Origin of the sequence: Kitasatospora sp. NPDC127111 (genome assembly GCF_042677465.1) — a bacterium.
Taxonomy (GTDB): Bacteria; Actinomycetota; Actinomycetes; order Streptomycetales; family Streptomycetaceae; genus Kitasatospora.
In genome coordinates, this window is the sequence record NZ_JBHXTG010000120.1 from 1 (window position 1) to 17,013 (window position 17,013).

The 17,013-nt window shown below is 71.0% G+C and carries 10 protein-coding genes; 8 read left to right on the forward strand and 2 right to left on the reverse strand.

Annotated elements, in window-relative coordinates:
• Positions 1-112: 112 nt before the first annotated feature.
• Positions 113-1,522, reverse strand: a complete 1,410-nt coding sequence (locus tag ACFVHB_RS38315) for an APC family permease (RefSeq protein ID WP_380332131.1) — start codon at positions 1,520-1,522, stop codon at positions 113-115.
• A gap of 481 nt (positions 1,523-2,003) precedes the next feature.
• Positions 2,004-5,954 (reverse strand): type VII secretion protein EccCa, encoded by a 3,951-nt coding sequence (eccCa, locus tag ACFVHB_RS38320; RefSeq protein WP_380332134.1) that lies wholly within the window; start codon positions 5,952-5,954, stop codon positions 2,004-2,006.
• 405 nt (positions 5,955-6,359) lie between these two features.
• Between eccCa and eccD the strand changes: the two genes are divergently transcribed.
• The 8 genes from eccD (at position 6,360) to ACFVHB_RS38360 (ending at position 16,734) form a co-directional block, all read left to right on the forward strand.
• Positions 6,360-7,817 (forward strand): type VII secretion integral membrane protein EccD, encoded by a 1,458-nt coding sequence (gene eccD, locus ACFVHB_RS38325; protein ID WP_380332137.1) that lies wholly within the window; start codon positions 6,360-6,362, stop codon positions 7,815-7,817.
• Between the two features lie 209 nt (positions 7,818-8,026).
• The gene (gene rpsO / locus ACFVHB_RS38330) at positions 8,027-8,317 is read left to right on the forward strand and encodes a 30S ribosomal protein S15 (RefSeq protein WP_360214403.1); all 291 of its coding nucleotides are present in this window, start codon (positions 8,027-8,029) and stop codon (positions 8,315-8,317) included.
• A 467-nt stretch (positions 8,318-8,784) separates the two neighbouring features.
• On the forward strand, positions 8,785-10,992 hold the full coding sequence (locus ACFVHB_RS38335) for a polyribonucleotide nucleotidyltransferase (protein ID WP_380332140.1): 2,208 nt from the start codon (positions 8,785-8,787) through the stop codon (positions 10,990-10,992).
• A 109-nt stretch (positions 10,993-11,101) separates the two neighbouring features.
• Positions 11,102-12,454, forward strand: coding sequence for a M16 family metallopeptidase (locus ACFVHB_RS38340; RefSeq protein WP_380332143.1), 1,353 nt, complete (start codon positions 11,102-11,104; stop codon positions 12,452-12,454).
• Between the two features lie 14 nt (positions 12,455-12,468).
• Positions 12,469-13,215, forward strand: coding sequence for a 4-hydroxy-tetrahydrodipicolinate reductase (dapB, locus tag ACFVHB_RS38345; protein ID WP_380332146.1), 747 nt, complete (start codon positions 12,469-12,471; stop codon positions 13,213-13,215).
• 7 nt (positions 13,216-13,222) lie between these two features.
• Positions 13,223-13,678 (forward strand): hypothetical protein, encoded by a 456-nt coding sequence (locus ACFVHB_RS38350; protein WP_380332149.1) that lies wholly within the window; start codon positions 13,223-13,225, stop codon positions 13,676-13,678.
• Positions 13,679-13,977: 299 nt separating this feature from the next.
• Entirely contained in the window at positions 13,978-14,877 is a 900-nt protein-coding gene (gene dapA / locus ACFVHB_RS38355) for a 4-hydroxy-tetrahydrodipicolinate synthase (protein ID WP_380332152.1), read from the forward strand.
• Positions 14,878-15,048: 171 nt separating this feature from the next.
• Positions 15,049-16,734: a ribonuclease J gene (locus ACFVHB_RS38360; RefSeq protein WP_380332155.1), complete on the forward strand. Its 1,686-nt coding sequence runs from the start codon at positions 15,049-15,051 to the stop codon at positions 16,732-16,734.
• Positions 16,735-17,013 lie beyond the last annotated feature (279 nt).

Here is a 17,013-nt window from a genome sequence, read left to right on the forward strand (position 1 = left end):
GCCCCCCGCCGGGTGTGCACCCCCAATATGTTGGGCCCGTCCGGGCGGGCAGGGGGCTGGCCCCCGGGCCAGGGGGAGCCCGGGGCACTGCCGCGTGGGGGAGGGGTGGGGGTCAGGCCTGCTGGTCCTCGGGGAGGGTGATCACCCAGTGGCTGGCCTGCCGGGGGCGCAGGTAGAACAGCCAGTACAGGGTGGCGGCGGCGGTGATGCCGCCCGTCCACAGCAGCGGCTCGGTGTCGAGCTGGGTGATGACGTAGACCAGCACCGCGATCAGGACGACCGGAACGGCCGGCCAGAGCGGCATCCGCCAGGCGGCGGCGTGCTTGTGGTGGTTGCGGCGCGACAGCAGCGCGGCGACCGCGACCAGCAGGTACATCCCGGTGACGGCGACGCCGGTGATCTCGCTGAGCAGCTCGCCCTTGACGAAGCAGAGCGCGGCGCCCGGCAGGCCGACGGCCAGGGTGGCGACCCAGGGCGAGCCGAACCGGCCCAGGGTGGAGAAGGCCTTGTTGACCGGCTCGGGCCAGGCCTTGTCACGGGCCGAGGCGAACAGCACCCGGGAGTTCTGGATCACCATGACGATGCCGGCGTTGATGATGGCCAGCGCGACGCAGAGGCTGATGAAGGTGCCGACGGCCGAGTTGCTCCAGGCGGTGACCATGCTGGAGATGTCGCCGGAGGTCAGGGTCTCCAGGTCGGGCGCGCCCACGGTGATGGCGGCGACCGGGACCAGGATGACGGCGGCCGAGATGGCCAGCGTCCACAGGACGGTGCGCGAGACGTTCTTGCGCGGGTTCTCCAGCTCCTCGGAGAGGTAGACCGCGGTGGAGAAGCCCTGGGTGATGAAGAGGGCGATGCCGAGCGCGCCCACGATGGCACCGACGCTCACCGTGGTGGCGGCGCCGCCGTCACCGGCGACCACGCCGTGCAGCATGCTGGGCGCGTCGCCGTTGGCGTGGGCGAAGCCGAGCACCGAGACGACGCCGGCCGCGACGACCTCCAGGACCAGGAAGATGCCGGTGATCCAGGCGTTGGCCCGCAGGTCCAGCAGACCGGCCAGGGTGGCGGCCAGCATGACCGCGGCGCCCGCGATCGGCTTGTCGACGTGCAGCACCGGTGCGAGGTAGTCGGCCGTGCCGAGCGCGATCACCGAGGGGACGATCATCACCACGATCAGCGAGAGCACGAAGACCAGCCAGCCGGCCAGCCGGCCCGCCAGGGTGCCGACCATCGCGTACTCGCCGCCGGCGCTGGGGATCAGGGTGCCGAGCTCGGAGTAACAGAAGGCGACCGCGATGCAGAGCACCGAGCCGATCGCGATGGCCAGCGCGGTGGCGCTGCCGATGCTGGAGAACAGCTCCGGGACGATCACGAAGAGCGTCGAGGCCGGGGTCACGCAGGACAGGGTGAGCAGTGTGCCGCCGACGACGCCGATCGAGCGCTTGAGCGTCTGGGGGGAGGCGGCGCCCTCGGTGGCCGCGGCGGGGGCTACGGCGTGTGGCGGGCGAAGCGTGTCGGTCATGTGGCTTCCGATCGGCTCTGAGCGGTCCTGGAGAGGGAGCGGTATCGCCTCCGCTGGCTGGCTGCTCTGGGTCTTGGTCCTGACGCTCCCGGGCCGCCATGGAACCTTGGCCGTATTGCGTGCGTCAACGCGGGAATCGCTTCGGAATCCGTTGCAGTAGAGGGCATAAACATGCGATCCAGTGATCACGTGTGGTCATTGTCGTCTATGTCCGAGTTGTTACCTTGACCACATCGCGCTTGAATCCAAGGTAAACGGCAGATTAAGCACTGCATTCGAAGGTTGAGCTCGGGAGCGAGGGTGGCACGCCCAGGCGGCCCTCGGCCGCCCGGAGCAGCTCCGGAAGGGTGCGGGAACCGCAGCGAACCGCCGGAAAGATCTAGATAACGTTTCAGCACGTGGACGCCGAAGGGGTCGGGTTCCCGGGAACCCGACCCCTTCGATCACTTTCCGTGACGGCCGCCGAGGGCGGCCGCGCATATTAAGCCGACGGCAGCCAGCCCGTCTGGACCATCTGCCCGCTGGTGACCCGGCGGGAGACGTACACCCCTCGGCCGGGCGGCAGCGGCTGCGGCTTGACCGTGCCGAGCAGCGCGCCCTCGTCCTTGTTGCCGGACAGGATCACGCCCTGGCCGCCCAGCTCGCGCATCCGCTGCATCACGGGTTCGTAGAGCGAGCGGCCGGCGCCACCCGCACTGCGCGCGATGATCACGCGCAGGCCGATGTCGCGGGCGAACGGCAGGAACTCGGCCAGCGGCGACAGCGGGTTGCCCGAGCTCGTCGCCACCAGCTCGTAGTCGTCCACGATCACGAACATGTCCTTGCCGCTGTACCAGCTGCGGTTGCGCAGCTGCTCGGCGGTGACGTCGGGGCCCGGCAGACGGCGCGAGCAGGCCCCGCGCAGCATCTCCACGATGCTGGTCATGGCCGGCTGCGCGGCCGCGTACTCGACCAGGTACTCCTGGGGCACCGTGCCGAGCAGCGCGCGCCGGTAGTCGCCGACCACGATGCCGGCCTGCTCCGGCGTGTACCGCTCGGTGATCTGCTTGACCAGCATCCGCAGCAGCGCCGACTTACCGGACTCGGTGTCGCCGAAGATGATGAACAGCGGGTCGGTCTCGAAGTTGACGAACGCCGGAGCCAGCTCCACCTCGTCCACGCCGAAGGCGATCCCGCGCTCCGGGTACTCGAAGCCCTTCGGCAGCGAGAAGCCGTCCAGCACCGCCGGCAGCATCCGGACCTGCGGCGCGCGCGGCCCCGTCCAGGCCGCGTTGACCGCGGCGACCAACCCGGCCACGCCCTCCTGCAGGTCGTCCACCGCGTGCGAGCCGTCCAGCCGCGGCAGGCCGGTCAGGAAGTGCAGACCGCCGCCCGTGATGCCGCGGCCCGGGATGGCCGGCACGTTCAGCGCGATCCGGCGGTCCACCTCGGACTCCATCGCGTCACCGAGCTTCATCTCGGTGCGGTTCTGCAGCAGGTCCTTCAGCGCCGGACGGACCTCCGCGTAGCGGGCCGCGGTGATGATCAGGTGGACGCCGTAGCCGAGACCGCGCTGGGCGATGTCCCCGATCACCCCCTCCAGCATCTCGTAGTCCTGCTTGAAGGTGTTCCAGCCGTCGATGATCAGGAACACGTCGCCGAACTGCTCGTCCGGCAGCTGGCCGGCCGCGCGGCGGGCCCGGTAGGTCGCGATCGAGTCGATCCCGGTCGACCGGAACAGCTCCTCGCGCCGGTTCAGCACGCCGTGCACCTCGCTGATCATGCGGCGCACCTTCTCGGCGTCCAGTCGCCCGGCCACCCCGCCGACGTGCGGCAGCTCCTGCAGCGACTGGAAACCGCCACCACCGAAGTCCAGCAGGTAGAACTGCGTCTCCAGCGGGGTGTGCGTCACCGAGAACGACGCCACCAGGGTGCGCATCAGCGTCGACTTGCCGGACCGCGGACCACCGACGACCAGACCGTGACCGGCCGCGCCCGAGTAGTCCTGCTCCAGCACGTCGCGCTTCTGGTCGCGCGGCTTGTCGACGATGCCGACCGGCACCCGCAGCCGGCCCAGCGCCCCGTACGCCGGAGCGGTCAGCCCGCGCTCCGGGGTCGCCTGCAGCGGCGGCGGCAGCAGCTGGTCCACGCTCGGCGCCTCGTCCAGCGGCGGCAGCCACACCTGGTGCGCGGCCGGCCCCTGGCCCGCCATCCGCTGCACGAACACGTCCAGCACGGTGTCGACCAGCGCGTCGTCCTGCTCCTCGACCTCCGGCTGGACCTCCTGCACCAGCGGCTCCACCACCGGCACCTCGGCGGCGGTGAACACCACCGGCTGCGCGGTCACCAGCCGGCCGCCCGCCGCGCGCTGCTGCCCGGGGGCCCGGTACGGCCCGGACACGTACGCGGCCTTGAACCGCTCCATCACGTCGGTGCCGAACTTCAGGTAGCCGACACCCGGCACCGGCGGCAGGTGGTACGCGTCCGGCACACCGATCGCCGCCCGGGACTCGGCCGCCGAGAAGGTGCGCAGACCGATCCGGTACGAGAGGTAGGTGTCCAGGCCGCGCAGCTTGCCCTCCTCCAGGCGCTGCGAGGCCAGCAGCAGGTGCACACCCAGCGAACGGCCGATGCGGCCGATCTGGATGAACATGTCGATGAAGTCCGGCTTCGCGGTGAGCAGCTCGGAGAACTCGTCGATGATCAGCACCAGCGACGGCAGCGGGTCCAGCGCCGCACCCGCGGCGCGGGCCCGCTCGTACTCGTTCAGGTTGGCGTAGTTGCCGGCCGAACGCAGCAGCTCCTGCCGGCGGTTCATCTCGCCCTCGATCGCGTCGCGCATGCGGTCGACCAGGGTGAGCTCGCCCTCCAGGTTGGTGATCACCGCGGAGGTGTGCGGCATGTCCGCCATGCCGGCGAAGGTCGCACCACCCTTGAAGTCCGCGAGGACGAAGTTCAGCGTCTCCGAGGAGTGCGTCATCGCCAGGCCCAGCACCAGGGTGCGCAGCAGCTCCGACTTGCCGGAGCCGGTCGCGCCGACGCACAGGCCGTGCGGGCCCATGCCCTCCAGCGCGGCCTCCTTGATGTCCAGGTAGACGTGCTCGCCGCCGGCCCCGACCCCGATCGGCACCCGCAGCTTCTCGCGCTGCGCCCGCGGCCGCCAGCTGCGCGACACCTCGAAGGAGCCCGGGTCGCCCGAGTTCATCAGGTCGGTGAAGTCCAGGTTGGACAGCAGCGGCTCGTCGTCGCCGCCGGCCGAGATCCGGTACGGCGCCAACTGCCGGGCCAGCGCCTCGGACTGCCAGGTGGAGAGGGTGTCCGGCTTGCCGGTGTAGGTCGCGCCCGAGGCCGAGCGGAGCACCAGCTCCTCCGGCGTCACCGTGACCACCAGGTGGCCGGTCGGCTCGTCGAGGTCGCCCGGGACCACCTCGATGATGGTCACCCCCTGCACGCCCTCCGGGCCGGCGAGCAGCGAGTCGTGCGGCACCGAGGCGCCGTCCATGATCACGATCAGGTGGGGCTGGTCCGAGGACGGCTCCGCGTCCCGCACGAACCGCTGGCGACCGGCCAGTTCGTCCTGCAGCAGGTACTCCAGCTCACCCAGGCCGGTGGCGATCAGCCGGCGCGAACCCGCGCCGTCGCTGTCCTTGCGGTGCTGGTTGTGCGGGAGCCACTTGGTCCACTCCCACTCCTCCACCGCGCCCGGCGCCGCGGCCACCGTCACCAGCAGGTCGTCCGGCGAGTGCAGCGTCGTCAACTGGGCGATCATCGCCCGCACGTTCCCGTACACGGTGTCCGGGTCCCCGCACACCGTGATGTGGTAGAAGGCGCGCAGCGAGACCGCCAACGGCAGGTCCTGCAGGGTCCCGTGGGCCTTGAGGAAGGTCTGCATCGCCGCCGCGGAGAGCGGTTCCAGCTCGTCCATCGGCGCCGTCTGCGGCGCCACCAGCGGGGTCGACAACTGCACCGGCCCGCGGCCGACCCGGATCTGCGCGAAGTCGGCGTCCCCGGTCCGGCGTTCCCAGAGCCGGCGGCCCTCCGCCACGATCGACCAGAGCTGGTCCGGCTCCGGGTTCAGGAACAGCTGCGCGCCGCGCTGGCGCTCGGCCGTCCGCCGCACCTGACGGCGCATCTGCTGCAGGTACTTGAGGTAGTCGCGCCGCTCGTCGGCGGTGGCGGTCGAACCGCCCTTGCGCGCCTTGACGATCTGGGCCAGCGCCATGCCGACCGTCGAGACGATCATCAGACCGCCCATGATCTTCATCGGGGCCTGCGCACCGGGCGAGAAGAAGAACACCGCCGAGCCGCCCATGCCGAGCATCGGCAGGAGGCTCATCATCCAGTCCTCGCCACCCGACCTCGGCAGCTCGGGCGGAGTCACCAGCTCCACCGGTTCGTCCGGCACCGGAGGCGGATACGCCCGGGCAGGACGCTTGACCGTAATGACACTCATGCGCCCACCCCACGGCCTTGAACGGCTCGCTCAATCACTTCGGCATCAGCCCTCACGCAACTGGATTACGTACGGGTGAGGGCGCCCCGTATGACGCCGCCCCCGCTCCGCCGACCGCCGGCACCCGGGGAGGAGCGCGGCCCCTGTCCCCTGTCGCCTGGCGCAGGGGCCGATCCTACTGGGGGCGCCCGCGGCCGCACCGGCCCACCCCATGGGGACCTGCGCGGCAGCGCCCACGAACGGAACGGGTAGGGTAACGCCGCGCCAACTCATGGCCGGACCGAGCCAGTTCCACCCGGCCCTGCACCGCGCAGCAGCCAGACCGACCGCCGCCCGTAGCCGCGGCACCGTCAACAAGGGGGAGCGCCCAGTGCGTCGAGCGATGAGCGCCAGCGAGGTGTGGGCATGAGCAGCCCCGCCGCGACCGGATTCTGCCGGGTCACCGTCGTCGCGCCGGACAGCCGGATCGACGTCGCCCTGCCCGAGGACGTCCCGCTCGCGGACGTCTACCCCGAGGTGCTGCGCCTCTCCGGCCAGACCCAGCCGGACGGCGCCCCGACCGGCTTCCACCTGGTCCGCCGCGACGGCACCGTGCTCGACAGCGGGCTGCCGCTCGCCGCCCAGCAGGTCCGCGACGGCGACCTGCTCAGCCTGCGCCCGTTCGCCGAGTCGCTGCCGCCGGCCGTCTACGACGACGTGGCCGACGCCATCGCCACCGCCGTCGAGGCCGACCGCCGGTTCTGGAGCCCCGAGCTGATGCGGGCCTTCGGCCTGATCGGCGCCGGCGTGCTGCTCACCCTGCTGGGCTTCGCGCTCTGGTTCTCCGACCTGCGCCACGACATGCACGGCCTGCCCGGCATCCTGTCCGGCGTCACCGCCGTCGTGCTGACCGCCCTGGCCGGCGTCCGCGCCCGGGTCTACCAGGACTCCTGGGCCGCCCTCGCGCTCGGCCTCGGCGCCCTGCCGCACGCCCTGATCGGCGGCAGCGGCATCCTCGCCCCGGCCCACCACCTGGACGGCCCGGGCCGGCTGCAGTTCCTCACCGGCTGCGTCGCCGTCCTGATCGTCGCCGTGCTCCTGGTCGGCCTGCTGCCCGAGAAGGACTCGCTGTTCGTCGCCGCGGCCTTCCTGGCCGCCGCCGGCGCGCTCGCCACCTTCGCCGCCGTGCTGCTGCCCGGCACCCCGGCCAGCCACATCGCCGCCGTCACCGGCGTCGCCGCCGTCGCCGTGATCGGCTTCCTGCCCGGCCTCTCCGCCCGCTTCGCCCGGCTGCCCGTCGGCTTCAGCGCCCCCGGCCAGACCCGCACCCGCAGCCGCGACTACGACGAGGAGGCCGGCCGCGCCGAGGCCGTCCAGTACGAGCGGATCGCGCACCAGGCCCGCCGCGGCCACGAGGTGCTGGTCGGGCTGGTCGGCGGCTGCGCCGCGGTGATCGTGGGCGCCTGCGCGGTGCTCGGCTTCACCGACCGGCTCTTCCCCGAGCTACTGGCGCTGACCCTCGGCATCACCACCATGCTGCGCGCCCGGCTGTTCCGCTACACCGCGCAGGTCTTCAGCCTCACCATCGCCGGCCTGCTCGGCCTGTCGCTGCTGATCATCGGCCTCTCGCTGCACACCCCGCTGTTCATCCTCAAGGCCGCCGGGTCCACCGACATCGACCTGCGCACCATCTGGCTGGCCACCTCGATCGCCTTCGGCGCCGCGATCCTCACCGCGATCGCCCTGGTGGTGCCCCGGCTCGGCGTCTCCCCGTTCTGGGGACGCATCCTGGACCTGGTCGACAGCCTCACCCTGATGGCGCTGGTCCCGCTGGCGCTGGGCGTGCTCGAGATCTACCGCCTGGTCCGCGGCATCAACGGCTGAGCCGGCCCCGCACCCGTGCCTCCGCGCCCGGCTCCGGGCCGCGCGCGGAGGACCGACGGGCGACACTGGTACGCTTGCCTTTCGAGTGCACCGGTGTGTCCGCCCAGGTGGGTCGCCGACCGCAGGCCGTGCTCAGTCACGACACCGAGTTCCCACAGAGTCCTGTGCCGTAGACCAGGACCGCTCGGTATCACCCCGAAGGAGTTGCAGTGGCTCTCGCCTCTGACGTCAAGAAGCAGATCATCGCCGAGTTCGGCACCAAGGAGGGCGACACCGGCTCCCCCGAGGTCCAGGTGGCCATGCTCTCCCGTCGCATCTCGGACCTGACCGAGCACCTGAAGTCCCACAAGCACGACCACCACTCGCGTCGTGGCCTGCTGATCCTGGTCGGCCAGCGTCGCCGCCTGCTGCAGTACCTGGCCAAGAAGGACATCGAGCGCTTCCGTACGCTCGTCGACCGCCTGGGCATCCGCCGCGGTGCCGCTGGCGGCGCCCGCTAAGACCGCCGCTCGGGGCGGCTCCCCACACCGGGGAGCCGCCCCTCGCGCGTATGCCGCGGCCGGTGCCCGCGGCGTCCCGGACACGACAACCGCGCATAACAACTCGCGCGCACCTCCCCAGGTGGCCGAGGATTGCACCGTAGGGTTGTGGGCATGCCGGGTGATGGCGCGACATCGCGCCACCCAGGCGGAAAGACCCCGACCCCCGCGGGACGAAGGCTTCAAACGGAAGCCGCCCGCATCCGAGAGAGCGTCCAGACGCGGACCGCCCGTCCAGGCCCGGCAGCCGAGAGGCGCCGGTCCTCGGTAGTGGCCGCCGGAAGCCCCGCAGACCGAGCGGGGTGCACCGGAGGCTTCGATCGAAGACCGGCCCGACTGCCTACCTCCGAGCAGGAGGACCAGGGCCGACCGGCAGGCGATGCGCGGGGGCGCTCTCCCGGAGACGTACGAAAGAGGAGATCTTCCAGGTGGAAGAGAACGTGTTCTACGCCGAGGCCGTGATCGACAACGGTTCCTTCGGCACCCGTACCATCCGCTTCGAGACCGGCCGTCTGGCCCGTCAGGCCGCCGGCTCCGCCGTGGCCTACCTGGACGACGACACCATGGTGCTGTCGGCCACCAGCGCGTCCAAGCAGCCGAAGGAGCACTTCGACTTCTTCCCGCTGACCGTGGACGTCGAGGAGCGGATGTACGCCGCGGGCCGCATCCCCGGCTCGTTCTTCCGTCGCGAGGGCCGGCCCTCCGAGGACGCCGTCCTCACCTGCCGCCTGATCGACCGCCCGCTGCGCCCGTCCTTCGTCAAGGGCCTGCGCAACGAGGTCCAGGTCGTCGTCACCGTGATGGCGCTCAACCCGGACCACCTGTACGACGTGGTGGCCATCAACGCCGCCTCCGCCTCCACCCAGCTGGCGGGCCTGCCGTTCTCCGGCCCGATCGGTGGCGTCCGCGTCGCGCTGATCAAGGGCCAGTGGGTGGCCTTCCCGACCCACAGCGAGCTGGAGTCGGCCGTCTTCGACATGGTCGTCGCCGGTCGCGTCCTGCCGGACGGCGACGTCGCGATCATGATGGTCGAGGCCGAGGCCACCGACAAGACCATCAAGCTGGTCGGCGACGGCGCCGAGGCCCCGACCGAGGACGTCGTGGCCGCCGGTCTCGAGGCCGCCAAGCCGTTCATCAAGGTGCTCTGCGCCGCCCAGTCGCAGCTGGCCGCCCAGGCCGCCAAGCCGACCGGCGAGTTCCCGGTCTTCCTGGACTACCAGGACGACGTGCTCGCCGCGCTGACCGCCGCCGTCAAGGACGAGCTGGCCCAGGCCCTCACCATCCCGGGCAAGCAGGAGCGCAACAACGAGCTGGACCGCGTCAAGGCGCTTGCCGCCGAGAAGCTTCTGCCCGAGTTCGAGGGCCGCGAGAAGGAGATCAGCGCCGCCTACAACGCGCTGACCAAGAAGATCGTCCGCGAGCGCGTCATCAAGGACAAGGTCCGCATCGACGGCCGCGGCGTCACCGACATCCGCACCCTGGCCGCCGAGGTCGAGGCCATCCCGCGCGTCCACGGCTCGGCCCTGTTCGAGCGCGGCGAGACCCAGATCCTGGGTGTCACCACGCTGAACATGCTGCGCATGGAGCAGCAGCTCGACACGCTCTCCCCGGAGACGCGTCGCCGCTACATGCACAACTACAACTTCCCGCCGTACTCGGTCGGCGAGACCGGCCGCGTGGGCTCGCCCAAGCGCCGCGAGATCGGCCACGGCGCGCTGGCGGAGCGGGCGATCATCCCCGTGCTGCCGTCCCGCGAGGAGTTCCCGTACGCCATCCGCCAGGTCTCCGAGGCGCTCGGCTCCAACGGCTCCACCTCGATGGGCTCGGTCTGCGCCTCCACCATGTCGCTGCTGAACGCCGGTGTGCCGCTGAAGGCCGCCGTCGCCGGCATCGCCATGGGCCTGATCTCGCAGGAGATCGACGGTGAGACCCACTACGTCGCGCTGACCGACATCCTGGGCGCCGAGGACGCGTACGGCGACATGGACTTCAAGGTCGCCGGTACCCGCAACTTCATCACCGCCCTGCAGCTGGACACCAAGCTCAACGGCATCCCGGCGTCGGTGCTGGCCGCCGCGCTGAAGCAGGCCCGCGACGCCCGTCTGCACATCCTCGACGTGATGAACGAGGCCATCGACGCGCCCGACGAGATGTCGCCGAACGCGCCGCGCATCATCACCATCAAGATCCCGGTGGACAAGATCGGTGAGGTCATCGGCCCCAAGGGCAAGATGATCAACCAGATCCAGGAGGACACCGGCGCGGACATCACCATCGAGGACGACGGCACCATCTACATCGGTGCGGTCGACGGCCCCTCGGCGGAGGCTGCCCGTACGACGATCAACCAGATCGCCAACCCGACCATGCCGGAGGTCGGCGAGCGCTACCTGGGCACCGTGGTCAAGACCACGACGTTCGGCGCGTTCGTCTCGCTCATGCCGGGCAAGGACGGCCTGCTGCACATCTCGCAGATCCGCAAGCTGGCCGGCGGCAAGCGCGTCGAGAACGTCGAGGACGTGCTCGGCGTCGGCACCAAGGTCCAGGTCGAGATCGCCGAGATCGACCCGCGCGGCAAGCTCTCCCTGATCCCCGTGATCGAGGGCGAGGAGGGCGGCGAGGCCGCTTCCGAGTGAAGCGCCCCCGGCCAGCCCATTAGCTAAACGCGGTCGCGGCCCGCACGCCCCCGTCGGCGTGCGGGCCGCATCCCGTTTGTCCCCCCATGCTTTCTACGGAGGTACCCCCGTGGCCCAGGCCTCGGCGGCGAAGCAGCGCCCCGGCACCACCCGGACCCTGCTGAAGGGCGTGGACGGCGCCGGCACCGTGCGCCGCACCGTCCTCCCCGGCGGCCTGCGGGTCGTCACCGAGACCCTGCCGACGGTGCGCTCCGCGACCTTCGGCATCTGGGTCGGCGTCGGCTCGCGGGACGAGACCCCGCAGCTCAACGGAGCCACCCACTACCTGGAGCACCTCCTCTTCAAGGGCACCGAGCGGCGCAGCGCGCTGGACATCTCGGCCGCCCTGGACGCGGTCGGCGGCGAGATGAACGCCTTCACCGCGAAGGAGAACACCTGCTACTACGCGCGGGTGCTGGACACCGACCTGCCGCTGGCCATCGACGTGGTCTGCGACATGCTCACCGGCTCGCTGATCCGCCCGGAGGACGTCGAGGCCGAGCGCGGCGTCATCCTCGAGGAGATGGCGATGGCCGAGGACGACCCGGGCGACGTGGTGCACGACCTCTTCGCCAAGGTGATCTACGGCAGCGGCCCGCTCGGCCGCCCGATCCTCGGCACCCAGGAGACCGTCCAGGCCCTCACCCGGGACCAGATCGCCGGCTTCTTCCACCGCCGCTACAAGCCCGAGCACCTGGTGGTCGCCGCGGCCGGCAACCTGGACCACCGCAAGGTCGTCCAGCAGGTCCAGCGGGCCTTCGCGCCGCTGCTGGCCAAGTCGGACGCCGGCCCCGCCGAGGCCCGGCGCGGCGTCAAGGCGCTGCGCACGGCCGGCAAGGTCGAGGTGCTCAACCGCGCCACCGAACAGGCCCACCTGGTGCTGGGCGTGCCCGGCGTGCCCCGGCACGACGAGCGCCGCTGGGCGATGGGCGTGCTCAACGCGGCCCTCGGCGGCGGGATGAGCTCCCGGCTGTTCCAGGAGGTCCGGGAGAAGCGCGGCCTGGCCTACTCGGTGTACTCGTACTCCTCGTCGTACGCGGACAGCGGCCTGTTCGGCATCTACGCCGGCTGCCAGCCCAAGCGGGTCGAGGAGGTGCTGCGGATCTGCCGCGAGGAGCTCGCCAAGGTGGTCGCCGACGGCATCACCGAGGAGGAGTTGCAGCGGGCGATCGGCCAGATCTCCGGCTCCACCGTGCTCGGCATGGAGGACACCGGCTCGCTGATGAACCGGATCGGCAAGGCCGAGCTGAGCTACGGCCACCACCTGTCGGTGGACGACATGCTGGCGAAGATAGCGGCGGTGACCCTGGACGACGTCCGGGCGGTGGCCCGTGATGTGCTGGGTGCCCACCGGCCGTCGCTGGCGCTGATCGGACCGATCAACGACAAGCGGGCCGCCGGGCTCGCCGACCTGCTGGTCTGAAGGGACTTTTCGCAATGACGCTGCGTGTCGCCGTGATCGGCGCCAAGGGCCGGATCGGCTCCGAGGCGGTCAAGGCCGTCGAGGCCGCCCCGGACCTGGAACTGGTCGCCACGCTCGGCCGCGACTCCGAGCTGGAGGAGCTCACCGAGGCCGGGGCCCAGGTCGCCGTCGAGCTGACCCACCCCGACTCGGTGATGGCCAACCTCGAGTACTGCCTGAACCGGGGCATCCACGTGGTCACCGGCACCACCGGCTGGACGGACGAGCGGCTGGACACCGTGCGCGGCTGGCTCGACCGGGCCCCCGAGCTCGGCCTGCTGATCGCGCCGAACTTCTCCATCGGCGCCATCCTCGGCATGAAGTTCTCCCAGGTGGCCGCGAGGTACTTCGAGTCGGTCGAGGTGGTCGAGCTGCACCACGACCGCAAGGCCGACGCGCCCAGCGGCACCGCCACCCGCACCGCGCAGCTGATCGCCGCGGCCCGCGCCGAGGCCGGCCGACCCCCGCAGCAGGACCCGACCACCCACAGCCTGCCCGGTGCCCGCGGGGCCGACGTGGACGGGGTTCCGGTGCACGCCGTCCGGCTGCGCGGCCTGCTCGCGCACCAGCAGGTGATGTTCGGCGACACCGGCGAGACCCTCACCATCCGGCACGACTCGCTGCACCACAGCAGCTTCATGCCGGGCATCCTGCTCGGGGTGCGCAAGGTCGTGGAGACCCCCGGTCTCACCTTCGGCCTCGAACACTTCCTGGACCTGTGAGCCCGGCGTGACGTCCCGTACCGGATTCTTCGTCCTCTCCGCCGTCCTGCTGCTGGTCGCCCTGATCTGCGTCGGCGAGGGCGTCCAGCTGATCGCCACCGGCAAGCCGCTCGGCATCGGCATCGGGCTCTGCGCCTTCGTCATCCCGCTGATCGGCGTCTGGTTCCTGCGCCAGACGGTCCGCTTCGGCCGGGCCAGCGAGCGGCTCGCCCGCGAGCTGGAGGCCGAGGGCGGCCTGCCGGTGGACGAGCTCCAGCGCACCGCCGGGGGGCGGATCGACCGGGCGTCGGCCGACGCGGTGTTCGCCCGCCGCAGGTCCGAGGCGGAGGCGGCGCCCGGCGACTGGCGGGTCTTCTTCCGGCTCGCCGTGGCGTACGCCGACGCGGGCGACACCCCACGCGCCCGCCGGACCATGCAGCACGCGATCCGGCTGCACGGCTCCGCCGGCACGACGGGCAGGTAGCCGAGCAGCGGGCGCGGCTCGTGCCGCTCACCCGTGCGGCCTGCGGGGAGCAGCGTCGAGTGGGCCCCTGACCTGGGCCGATAGGCATATGGGCAGTGTGCCTGGCATGTCTGGATTGCGGCTTTTCTGGCCGCTCCCTACGCTCGTGACACGGATTCCGGTGCTGCTTGAACCCCCGAGCATGCAGCACCGGAATCCCATGTTTCCGCCGCCCCGAGCGCCGCACCTCCCTGCTACACCTGTCCGAACCCTGGACCGGCCTGGGTACCGCCCCACCGCCTACGAGTAGCTTTGGACGCATGGCTCCGACCTCCACCCCCCAGACGCCCTTCGGCCGGGTCCTGACCGCGATGGTGACGCCGTTCACCGCTGACGGCGGGCTCGACCTCGACGGCGCCCAGCGCCTCGCCGCGCACCTCGTCGACTCCGGCAACGACGGCCTCGTCGTCAACGGCACCACCGGCGAGTCCCCGACCACCAGCGACGCCGAGAAGGCCGACCTCGTCCGCGCCGTGGTGGAGGCGGTGGGGGACCGCGCCCACGTGGTGGCCGGCGTCGGCACCAACGACACCCACCACAGCGCCGAGCTGGCCCGGCAGGCCGAGGCCGCCGGAGCGCACGGCCTGCTGGTCGTCACGCCGTACTACAGCAAGCCCCCGCAGGAGGGCCTGTACCGGCACACCACGCACATCGCCGACGCGACCGGCCTGCCGGTCATGCTCTACGACATCCCCGGCCGCAGCGGCGTCGCGCTGAGCCACGAGACGCTGGTCCGGCTCGGCGAGCACCCGCGGATCGTCGCCAACAAGGACGCCAAGGGCGACGTCGGCGCCGCCGCCTGGGCGATCGCCCGCTCCGGCCTGGCCTGGTACTCCGGGGACGACATCCTCAACCTGCCGCTGCTGTCCGTCGGAGCCGTCGGCGTGGTCAGCGTCGTCGGCCACGTGGTCGCCGGTGAGCTGCGCAGCATGATCGAGGCCTACCTGGCCGGCGATGTGGCCAAGGCCACGGCGATCCACCAGGGTCTGCTGCCGGTCTTCAGCGGTATGTTCCGCACGCAGGGTGTCATCCTCGCCAAGGCCGCGCTGGGGCTCCAGGGCCTGCCGGCCGGTCCCCTCCGACTGCCGCTGGTCGGCGCGACTCCCGAGGAGATCGCGCGATTGAAGAAGGATCTCGCCGCCGGCGGGGTACACCTGTAGCAGACACAGACGTGCGCGCCCCGGCTCGCCGGACCTCCCCCGAGGTCTGCCGCTGGACCGGACGAAGGCGCGAGAGCACCGACCCAGTAGGAAACCGACACTGAGAACGCACGCCATATGTCTCTTGGGGGAGGACCCCGGGCATATGGCGTGCGTCGTGAGGAGAGTCTTTTGAGCCACCCGCATCCCGAACTCGGCGCGCCTCCGGCCCTGAAGGAGGGCGCCCTCCGCATCACTCCGCTCGGCGGTCTCGGCGAGATCGGCCGCAACATGACGGTCTTCGAGTACGGCGACCGCATCCTGATCGTCGACTGCGGCGTCCTCTTCCCCGAGGACGAGCAGCCCGGCGTCGACCTGATCCTGCCGGACTTCAGCTACATCCGGGACCGCCTCGACAAGGTCGACGGCATCATCCTGACCCACGGGCACGAGGACCACATCGGCGCCGTCCCGTACCTGCTCCGGGAGAACCCGGACATCCCGCTGATCGGCTCGAAGCTCACCCTCGCCCTGATCGAGGCCAAGCTCGCCGAGCACCGGATCCGGCCGTACGTCCTGGAGGTCGCGGAGGGCGACCGGGAGCGGATCGGTCCGTTCGACTGCCAGTTCATCGCGGTCAACCACTCCATCCCGGACGCGCTGGCCGTCGCCGTGCGCACGCCCGCCGGCATGGTCGTCGCCACCGGCGACTTCAAGATGGACCAGCTGCCGCTCGACGGCCGCCTCACCGACCTGCCGACCTTCGCCAAGCTGGCCGAGGAGGGCATGGACCTGCTGCTGGTGGACTCCACCAACGCCGAGGTTCCGGGCTTCATCCCGCACGAGAGGGACATCTCGGCCGCGCTGCGAAACGTTTTCGCGAACGCCGACAAGCGCATCATCGTGGCGTCCTTCGCCAGCCACGTGCACCGCATCCAGCAGGTGCTGGACGCCGCGCACGAGTACAAGCGCAAGGTCGCCTTCGTCGGCCGCTCGATGGTCCGCAACATGGGCATCGCCCGCGACCTCGGTTACCTGAAGGTCCCCGGCAACCTGATCGTCGACGTCAAGCAGCTCGACGACCTTCCGGACAAGGAGGTCGTGCTGATCTGCACCGGTTCGCAGGGCGAGCCGATGGCCGCGCTGTCCCGGATGGCCAACCGCGACCACCAGATCCGCATCACCGAGGGCGACACCGTCGTCCTGGCGTCCTCGCTCATCCCGGGCAACGAGAGCGCCGTCTACCGGGTGATCAACGGCCTGACCCGCTGGGGCGCCAAGGTCGTGCACAAGGGCAACGCCAAGGTGCACGTCTCCGGCCACGCCTCGGCCGGCGAGCTGCTCTACTTCTTCAACATCTGCAAGCCGCGGAACCTGATGCCGGTCCACGGCGAGTGGCGCCACCTGCGGGCCGCCGCCGACCTGGGCATCGCGACCGGCGTGCCGCGCAACCGGACGGTCATCGCGGAGGACGGCGTCTGCGTCGACCTCGAAGGCGGCGTCGCCCGGATCGTCGGCAAGGTGCGGGCCGGCTACGTCTACGTGGACGGCGCCTCGGTCGGTGACATCACCGAGGCCTCGCTCAAGGACCGCAAGATCCTCGGCGAGGAGGGCTTCATCTCGGTCTTCGTGGCGGTCGACTCCACCAACGGCAAGATCGTGGGCGGCCCGACCATCCAGGCCCGCGGCTCCGGCATCGACGACAGCGCGTTCGTCCCGGTGGCCGCCAAGCTGCAGGAGGCGCTGGACCGCTCGGCCGGTGACGGCGTCCTGGAGATCCGCCAGGTCCAGCAGCTGGTCCGCCGCACCATCGGCAAGTGGGTGGCGGACAACTACCGCCGCCGTCCGATGATCCTGCCGGTCGTGGTCGAGGTCTGAGCCGTCCTCCGGTCGGTTTGACGTGGGGCAGCCCGGTGCGTAATGTTCTCCGGGTTGCCCCACGGGACGGCCCCCAGCGGAAGTTCTCGAACGAAATTCGAGAACGGAGCGGGAAAACGGCCCGAAAAACTCTGATAGAGTTCGGGAGCGCCGAAAGGCCGAAGCAAATCGGAAGAATGAAACTCCGGAAACGGAGCGGAAAACATCTGATAAGCTGGAAACACGAAAGAACGAAGCGCCCGGAGGGCCCGCTGGAAGGCGGTCCGAAGGAAGTGTCCG

What these genes read in the sequence shown, in the direction of transcription:
- ACFVHB_RS38315 (WP_380332131.1), bottom strand. Translation starts at nt 1,522, where the DNA reads ATGACCGACACGCTTCGCCCGCCACACGCCGTAGCCCCCGCCGCGGCC.
- eccCa (WP_380332134.1), bottom strand. Translation starts at nt 5,954, where the DNA reads ATGAGTGTCATTACGGTCAAGCGTCCTGCCCGGGCGTATCCGCCTCCG.
- eccD (WP_380332137.1), top strand. Translation starts at nt 6,360, where the DNA reads ATGAGCAGCCCCGCCGCGACCGGATTCTGCCGGGTCACCGTCGTCGCG.
- dapB (WP_380332146.1), top strand. Translation starts at nt 12,469, where the DNA reads ATGACGCTGCGTGTCGCCGTGATCGGCGCCAAGGGCCGGATCGGCTCC.
- dapA (WP_380332152.1), top strand. Translation starts at nt 13,978, where the DNA reads ATGGCTCCGACCTCCACCCCCCAGACGCCCTTCGGCCGGGTCCTGACC.